Origin of the sequence: Capnocytophaga sp. oral taxon 412 str. F0487 (genome assembly GCF_000271925.1) — a bacterium.
Taxonomy (GTDB): domain Bacteria; phylum Bacteroidota; class Bacteroidia; order Flavobacteriales; family Flavobacteriaceae; genus Capnocytophaga; species Capnocytophaga ochracea.
Window position 1 is genome coordinate 1 of the sequence record NZ_AJZR01000013.1, and the last position, 8,521, is coordinate 8,521.

The window sequence follows — 8,521 nt, forward strand, 5'->3', positions numbered from 1 at the left end:
CAATATTTCCTAACACTATAAGGTTTTCTTTTTTATCTATAAGAGCAGTAATGAATCTTTTTTGTTGTTCATCTAGAAAATCAATTTCCAAATACTCTTTAGATAAATACAAAAAACCTTTGTCTTTACCCTCTTCTATTAATTCTAAATTTTCATTGAAAACTTTATAATTATTCTCCCACTCACTACAATAGAATTTACCATTAAAAGTAGCAAGCGGACTTAGTGGCGTTTTGTAAAGCATTTGTTTTTTTTCGCCACATTGAAGTTCGTGTGATGTATTGATGTAATAAGGTTTACCTTTATAGATAACATAATCCCTTACATTAACTATTTTAGAATTTAGTTTAAACATTTTATTGTGATTTTATAAAGTTATAAAGTTCTGAATTTGTATCGTTTATCAGTTTATTGAATATTACTTTATTATCATTAGGATATATTAACTCCAGACTTTTCTTCATTTCAGGGCTCATAATCTCTAAAATTTCATCACGATTACGCTTAAACAATTCTTTAAAAGCTTGTTTTACTTCATTTATATTAGCTTTATTACTGTTAATCACATAAGCTAAATCTTCTATTTTTTCGATACCTTCTGTGTTCAAGTAGCTTTTAAATTGTTGGATAAAACCTTTATCATTAACTATTTTACTCCATGTTTCACTGTTATAGCTTTTGAACTCTTCAAATAAAGGTAGACCTTCATTTCGGTTATTGTTAAACTTCACGTCATAACGGCAGTTGGGACAGATATCATCTAAAGCTTTTCCAAACTTCATATCTATATGCTCAATGTTTTCAGGCGTATATTTCTTAGGGTTTTTCTTAAAGGTGGATAACATATGTTGTGTACCTTCACGCATAGCGGCATTGCTACTTAAAGCGCCTTCTTCTATTTTTTTCCATAAATCAGGGCGGTTTCTAAAAGTATGAGCAACCTCTACATAGTTTTCGAGCATCTCATCTATGGTACGACCTCCAAAAATTTTTCTTCCTGCATCTTTACAATTACCACAAGGAGCATCTTTATATTTCTTCAAGAAATCTATCAATCCTTGTTCACCTCCAATAGCTTTTAGTTTTTCAGCGTTTTCAGTGGCTAAATAATGAGTGATTTTTTCTATTGTTTTCTTATCATCTATAAATTTAGAGCCTTCGGAGAATGCTTTAGTAAGTATGTTGTTTGTTTTTTTAGAGAGGTCTTCAGCAAGGTTTGCTATTTGTTTTCCAGCTTTTCCTAAGTTATCTAACTGAGTGTTTATAGAATGAAGGTCTAACTGTTTTTTAGTTTCATCTAAAAAGGCTTGGGTTTGTTTGTTGTCGATAGCTGTAGCGATATAGAGCTCGTTAGGGGCTATATCATTTATGTTTTTGTAAACTAACTCAACCTCTTCGTTGTCAGCTTTTTTAGCTACGACAACCATAATCTCTTCATTGAGAGCTTTTGCTCCTCCTCTTATATAGGCACCACTGGCAAGAGGCAAGATAGCTCCAGCTGAGTAAATTGTTAAATTAGTAGCATCGTTGCGCGCAGAGGCATAGGCGGCACATAGAGGGTCGGTGAAAATATCAGCCCCTGGAATAAGGCTTATGATATCTAAAGTACCATAAACAGCGCCGTCTAAAACCTTTAGTTTTTCAAAATCATAAAAGACTTCAGGAGGGAGCGTTCCTTTTTCTAAGGCTATTTTTACTTTATTTTTAAACTGCCAAGTATCAACTGAGTTTTGCCATAGGTAGAGAGGATAATTAGGTGTTTTGTCTATTCCATAATCCATATACACCTCTCTAAACCTGCCTAACTGATGAATGTCTACTTCTTCCCAAAGTGCTTTATTTTTCAATCCATCTTGTGCGTATTCAGCTTTTAGACTTTTTATAAGAGCTTTTCTGTTTTGATTTTCACAATTCTGATAAAGTTCGGGATAATCGCTTGTATAAACACAATATTTATTTCTTCTAAACTCTTTTGACTGATAGAAAGTTAAATTTTTAATAAAAGGATAACCTCGTAAGTTTTCTTTTGATTTATAGGTATAATTTCTTACACTTCCATCAGCATATTGATAATATTTATTCATTATCAAAGGCTTAGGAATATCTTGATATAGGGTAAGAAGTTTTTCAAAAATGGAATTCCCTTTATATTTACTTCGGATAATGCTATTATCTGTCTGGGCAAAACTTATTGTATGGCAATTTAGTTTTTTAATAGTACCTTCTTTGAAAATAGACTCATATTCAGAGGAAGCTACCACTAAATATACTAACTTACGATCAGACTTATTGCCAGAAACACCCTCTATTGCTTTTTGTGCTAAATCGGAAAGTATATACTCTGGTATATAGGAATTTTTTCTTAATGGTAAAAATGTAAGTACTACATCTATTTTTGTATAATACGATAATAGATGTAATTTTTCCTCTAACTCATAAAGTTGTTTTTCAGGTACATTAGTTACAAAGTTATTTACAATATGGTTGTATTGCCCAACAGCAACAACTTCTTTTTTTCGTGAAGTTGCTATTTTTTTAATAGCATTTGCTAAATACTCTTTTAAATCTTTACGATATTGTTCTATTTCAGCAAGGTCAGAGGTTTTAATTACTCTAAAATTGTCACAAGGACTGACTGTCGGGTTAGCATTGGTACAGGTTACTGTATTTACAAAAGTAATAGGAGTTACTGTAAAACTAACAGTACCTTTTTTATCTTTAATGTATCCCCAACTAGTTTTGTAATAAGTATCACTACCACAAGAATTACCTGTTCTATATAGATAAATTTCTGTTTTATCATTTATTGATGTTTGATAATCAAGTTTTAAAAAGAGTCCATCTAAATTTTTATAACCTACAAATTCTTCATTAGAGAACTCGGCGTAGTAGGCTTTTTTATCTTCTCCTAAAATTGCGGGCAAAGCTCCTTGTGGTATTTCTGATAGTTCCTCTCTATCAATAGCTGTGGTATGGGATCTATCATATTTAAAAGGTCGCCAATCAGGGGTAAGCCATATTTTACCTCCAAATTCTCCTTCCCCTTGTCCTTGAAAAGCATACAGTTTTACTTTAGGGTCGTTGATTTGCTTCCAGTCGCGGTAGAAGAAGTCTTGCCCCTGGTTGTAATCCATTAGGGCGGTGGTTTTGCCTTTGTCGGCATTTTTACCTTTGAAAGGGTGTTCGAGTTTGAAGATACCGTGCCCGAGTTCGTGGGCTATGGTGCGGGCATTGGTGCTGTAAACAAAGCCATATTGCCCTCCTAATCGCATATAGCCGTGATCGCCAGTGCCGTCGTTTACCAAAAAGATGTAATAAGTGTTGTCCTTTGGCTTTCTGTTGGTTGTAAATTTAGCGATAACTGCATTTTGTTCAGGGCTATAGGTAGAAAGGTCGCCAAACTCATTTTCTGTGGGCAAAGTGCCGTTTTTCAGTTGGTCGCTAATATCAAAAGGGGTTTCAGTGGTGATGTGTAGTGTTACCCCTACTTTTTCATAAATCTGCTGTACTTGAGCGATTGCCTCTTGAAGGTTTTGTCCGCTTCGGGTAGGTACTAAAGCTACATTTACTTCTTTAGGCGAGAGGTGTACTAAAATACATTTGCCAATGAGTTCTTCTTTTTTGCCTTTTTTGTCTTTCTTTTCTTTGGCAACGACCCATAATTCTTCCTGCGCAAAGTCGAAAGCTCCCTTACGAGCGATTTTGTATAGTCCTTCACCTTTGCTTTCCGCTTCTACTTTTACACCATTTTCTGTATGAAAAAAGAAATTGTATTTGGTAGTATCGGCGGGTTGTATGCGCAGTTCAAAAGTGCTTTATCTTTTATATCTAATATGTCAAAGAACGTAATACAAAAAAACTTAAAAAATCTCTTTTTCTAATTTTTTGCATTCCTCAAATAAACATTCCATATCTATTGAATTATAAAAAAAACAAATTCTTCTTCTAATTCTTTTTTCAATAACTTAGCAGATTCAATAGTTCTCCTTATAAAAATATAGTCCCTAATCTTATCATTATGTAGAGGTTCTGCAGGATATTCATTATTATATGTCTCTTGATATAACCTATCTAATTCTATGATCTCTTCTTTTAAATAGGTATTAATAGGAAGATCAACAATATCTATGTTATCAGCTCCCATATCGTCATCATATATCCATATAGGAGAACACTTGTATTCAAAAAAATATCTTATCTTTTTCATAATTACTTTAATGATTTCATATTTGCACTAACTCTATAACATTTTTCCTGCTTTAAGAAGATTTTTTCATTCATTCTCTTCAATGTATTTTTGAAACTTTACTTGGAACTTTTCTCCTTCTTGATTAGTTACAGCTCTTAAATTTTTTATAGGTATAGATTTTATATCTACCTCTTCTCCCTTTTCAAAAGTCCAATTTTCTATAATATAATATGTAGGAGAAAAATCTTCTAAATTATTCCATAGGAACCATTCATTAGATTATCACTATTAGTAATAATCCCTAAATCATATAATTTCATCTCATTTAGCAAATCCATCAAAAGGTCTGATAATTTTTTATTATACTTTATAATCTATCCATATAACCTCTTTTTATGTCTATTCCATAATATTTGCATTTTCATTTTGGAAACTTCCAATTAAACTATTAAATATTTATAATAACGTTTCTTTTTTACATTATTTTTATTTCTTTCAAGAGTAGTTCATCAAAAAAATATTGGTCTATTTTATTCAACTGAATATTTTTCTCCTCTATAACATCAGTTGGTAAATTTATTCTTATAAAGCTATTTTCAAAACAACAAATATCTCCCTTTCGTTTTATGGTTCCAATAAAACATTTTCCATAAGGTCCTTTTTTACTTATAAAATAAGAATATAAAGTTATGTTTATTTTCTTATAGATATATTTTGTCAAATCTATAGGGATCTCATCTATAAAAGTTATTTCTAATCCATTATTTAAAATTCCTACAACTTTATATGAATATACTTTATCTTCATATTCTGCGAAGACTGAAACAGATTTTATAAATATTTCTATCATAGTCATAATTTACCAATTAGGAAAAAATGTAACTATATATCCATTTGATCCTACAGCTATCTTAAATTCTCTTAATCCTTTTGTAGTTTGAATTTTATATATATAAGAAATTCTGTCACTACTATCTATGATTTTCTTGATATATTTTTCATTCTTTATGGCTTTATACATATTTTCTACCATCTCCTCTATTTTCCCATTAAATAAATCTTGAAAGTCTATTTTTCCATTCCATTTCCCTTTTATAATATGTTCTAATCCTGATTTTGTACTACCTTTCTCTAAAAATATAATTATACCATCTACGTTTTTTGTAATAAATTTTAAATTTTCTTCTGTGAATTTTACTCCTTTTTCTTTTAGCTCTTGTATAAGTGCTTTATTTATAAGATTTTCAATTTCTCCAGCGTTCTTAACAACAACTTCAGTAGCTACTTCTAATTCTTTTGCCGATCCCTTTAAAACCTTTTTGCTTTTCACTATAGCAGTAGTAGCGTTTTTCCCCGCTTTTAAAACTCCTTTACCTGCCTTATAAAAGCCCTTACCTACTACTGTAAACGTTAGCCCTGCTTCAATTACAAGTGATGTACCCGCTACAAGACGACTTCTTTCTTCTCCTTCAAAATTCTTCCCTGTAATTAAAATATAGCCACTTTCTATAGGAATAATATAATCTACTACTGTAAATAGGAAATTGCGTAATTCATCAGGCATCGGGGCTCTTTTAAACTCCCTAAAGTCAGGGAAAAAGCGTTCCCATTTTTGAGAATTAGGCTCATATACATAAAAGTATTCTTTGTCGTGATCTTGTGATAAAGCATTGGCATACACATTATATTGAGTATGGAAGAAATAAAAGACTCCTCCTTTTGCTTTATACATCGTACCATTAGTACACTCTTGATATTCTATATAATCAAGATTGTATTGCCCAATTTTACCAATGCCTCCTTTTGCTTTTTTCCATTCTTTACAATGAGTAGTAGAAGTATTACTGCTTTCGTGTACAAAATCTTCTAAATATTGTTTTATGTCAGCAATTGCACTCTGTTCACGTTGTGCAATTTTACTTAGAATCTCAGTTTGTCTTGCATTAATCTTTTTTGTATTCTCTAAGTCTTTTTTACCAACACTATTTCCTGCAAAACTTTTTTGTTGTTGAAGTTCCTTCAGTTCATTAACTTCTTCTTTTGTTATTAAAGGGTGTTTCTCTGTAAAACTTTCTACATCATTATAAACCGATAATGTTTTCTCCCATTGAGAGATATTCTCTTTAGTTTTTTTGTCATATTCTTCTTTGTCTATTTTATTTTCAGAAACTGCTTTTCTAACTTTTCTTGATTCTGAACTATCTCCTCTTTCTAATGTTCAACTAACCAGACACCATTTTTCTTGAGATAGACAATAGGTTCTTCCTCAAATTTAAAACCTTTTATGGGAGTTCTTTCTTCCCATACATCGGTAACTTCACTTTCTTTTATTTCGTATATAGGGTCATAACCTTGCTTTGGAAAATCATTAAAGAAAATCATAGCTTCCTCTAAAGGACATAATATAAAAATATCATTTTTTATTACATTCTCTACAAAAAACTTTAATCCTTTATAAAGAGCATAATAGTAAATACTATAAGCACTTATTATTTTTGTATTTTTGATAACTAACCCATAATAATAGTCATATTTCTTAAAATGATATTTATTTATCAAAGAAGTATCTTCTGTTATAAATAACCAATCTTTCTCTTTCTGAAGTCTTAGTAAATTATCATTCAAATAACCAAAATCTCCTTTTCTTCCTATAGTTGCCATAATTATTTTATTTTGTAAAATCTTTCAATATTATTTTCTTCTTTAAACACTCCTATTAGTTCCTCAGTTCCATCAGGTTTAATCCTCCAAATTTCTGCTCCTATTTTTGGGGAAACACGCTTATCTAAAACATATTCTGGTATACCTAATCTGCCATTATTGCCTGATGTAAACCCATTTCGAGTAAAAGGATATTCACTTGTAAATCTACTATCTATAGGGATTACTAAATTATCCAACTTTTCTATTTTAAATCTTATAGTATAATAATATTTGTCTCCTGTACTAAACAAAGTTTTTTCATAGTCTAAACGCAAACCATAATAGTAATCTTCAATAGTTTTTAAATGTTTTGTATCTACTGCTCTAGCCACAGAGCCTCCAATAGTGTTATAAGTTCCATCTAAATATTTATTAGCCATATCTTCTGTAATTACTTTCTGCATTAAAGTATTTTCATCAGGTTTAGGAATAGCTTTTCTTATTCTGGTAAGTTTCTTAATTTCATTAGGAGTCAAGGCATTGGCGTGTTTTTGCATCATATAATGAAAATCATCCATTGTGAGTCCTTCTTTCTTCAGTAAATTAGGCACTATCCAATAAACTCTCTACTTGAGAGAGTAGCTATTTTATTTTCCCAACAATTTACAATTATTCATAAGGCTTCTCCAAGAATAATTGATACATCTTTTTGTATTCCTCAAATAATTCATCTAATCTATATTGTTTGTACTCTTGAGTATCTTTTACTTTCTCTATTAAAGGTTCAAAAATTTCAAAGGGGACATGACCTATTCTTTTAAAGCTTTCATATTGATTTACAAGTTCTTTTTCACAGAAAAGCATCGATTTTATTCTAAAGAAAAAACCTTCAAAAGAACTAATATCTGCCTCTATAATATTTAATGAATCCTTTATCTTTAAATATGTTTGAAAAACTAAATTTTCATATAAAAAAACTCTTTCTCTCTTTTCATTGTAGATAAAATATTTTTCAAAATCAAGTAAGTATTTTTTCCGCTTTATAAGTTTTTGGTCATCATCTAACAAATTCCATTCTTTTTGTTTAAGTAATAGATTTATAATGGATTCCTCATTTCCCGAATGTTTAAACTCTAATTGATACTGATTATAAATTTTATTAATTGATACTATATCCATCTTATTTTTCTTTTATAGTGTATTTTGTTAATTTTATTGGTTTAGCTCCTTCTAAAAGAACATCATCAATATTCAATATATAGGATTTGTCAATCTCTATTAATTCAAACTTTGTATTACTTTTATGTAGGACTTCCCATTCTATAGCATCAGAAAATTTATCTATCTTTTTCCCATTTTTAGAAATTACTTCTACTAATCCTCCTTGCTCTGTTTTATTTATGTTAGAGTAATAAAATTCAATTGCTTTTTCCTTTTCGTTACTTGTTGATAAAAAGTTTCTATAAGTAATTTCATCACCAACCTTATATTTACTTAACATTTGTATTTCTTCTTTACCGATACCTCGATAAAATGTACCTGAAGAAGAAGGAATTTTATCAAGAGTCTTGTTTAATAATTTCTCTATTTCTATCACATCATTAGTTTTATTTCCAGAGATTAAAGCCTGATTAAATTTATAATATGATTTATTTGTATAGAATTTCAATACAGCTTCTTCCTCTAACG

The 8,521-nt window shown here is 30.1% G+C and carries 9 protein-coding genes; all 9 read right to left on the minus strand.

Annotated elements, in window-relative coordinates; genetic code table 11:
• Positions 1-355, minus strand: a 355-nt coding sequence (locus tag HMPREF1321_RS02140) for a hypothetical protein (protein ID WP_034575507.1), incomplete at its 3' end; no start/stop codon positions are given.
• A 1-nt stretch (position 356) separates the two neighbouring features.
• Positions 357-3,419: a hypothetical protein gene (locus HMPREF1321_RS12110; protein WP_009421163.1), complete on the minus strand. Its 3,063-nt coding sequence runs from the start codon at positions 3,417-3,419 to the stop codon at positions 357-359.
• Positions 3,420-3,913: 494 nt separating this feature from the next.
• Positions 3,914-4,207, minus strand: coding sequence for a hypothetical protein (locus HMPREF1321_RS02155; RefSeq protein WP_009421159.1), 294 nt, complete (start codon positions 4,205-4,207; stop codon positions 3,914-3,916).
• A 457-nt stretch (positions 4,208-4,664) separates the two neighbouring features.
• Positions 4,665-5,039: a hypothetical protein gene (locus HMPREF1321_RS02160; protein WP_009421161.1), complete on the minus strand. Its 375-nt coding sequence runs from the start codon at positions 5,037-5,039 to the stop codon at positions 4,665-4,667.
• Positions 5,040-5,048: 9 nt separating this feature from the next.
• A complete protein-coding gene (locus HMPREF1321_RS02165; RefSeq protein ID WP_009421158.1) occupies positions 5,049-5,921 on the minus strand; it encodes a hypothetical protein in 873 nt (290 codons plus the stop codon).
• Positions 5,922-6,400: 479 nt separating this feature from the next.
• Positions 6,401-6,850, minus strand: coding sequence for a hypothetical protein (locus tag HMPREF1321_RS02170; RefSeq protein WP_009421162.1), 450 nt, complete (start codon positions 6,848-6,850; stop codon positions 6,401-6,403).
• Positions 6,851-6,852: 2 nt separating this feature from the next.
• On the minus strand, positions 6,853-7,410 hold the full coding sequence (locus HMPREF1321_RS12115) for a hypothetical protein (RefSeq protein ID WP_009421160.1): 558 nt from the start codon (positions 7,408-7,410) through the stop codon (positions 6,853-6,855).
• A gap of 91 nt (positions 7,411-7,501) precedes the next feature.
• Entirely contained in the window at positions 7,502-8,011 is a 510-nt protein-coding gene (locus tag HMPREF1321_RS02180; protein ID WP_009421165.1) for a hypothetical protein, read from the minus strand.
• A gap of 1 nt (position 8,012) precedes the next feature.
• Positions 8,013-8,521, minus strand: a 509-nt coding sequence (locus HMPREF1321_RS11965; RefSeq protein ID WP_009421164.1) for an ADP-ribosyltransferase, incomplete at its 5' end; no start/stop codon positions are given.

Excerpts from the sequence above, each read along its gene's own strand:
- HMPREF1321_RS02155 (WP_009421159.1), bottom strand. The coding sequence starts at position 4,207 with ATGAAAAAGATAAGATATTTTTTTGAATACAAGTGTTCTCCTATATGG.
- HMPREF1321_RS02160 (WP_009421161.1), bottom strand. The coding sequence starts at position 5,039 with ATGATAGAAATATTTATAAAATCTGTTTCAGTCTTCGCAGAATATGAA.
- HMPREF1321_RS02165 (WP_009421158.1), bottom strand. The coding sequence starts at position 5,921 with ATGTATAAAGCAAAAGGAGGAGTCTTTTATTTCTTCCATACTCAATAT.
- HMPREF1321_RS02170 (WP_009421162.1), bottom strand. The coding sequence starts at position 6,850 with ATGGCAACTATAGGAAGAAAAGGAGATTTTGGTTATTTGAATGATAAT.
- HMPREF1321_RS12115 (WP_009421160.1), bottom strand. The coding sequence starts at position 7,410 with ATGGATGATTTTCATTATATGATGCAAAAACACGCCAATGCCTTGACT.
- HMPREF1321_RS02180 (WP_009421165.1), bottom strand. The coding sequence starts at position 8,011 with ATGGATATAGTATCAATTAATAAAATTTATAATCAGTATCAATTAGAG.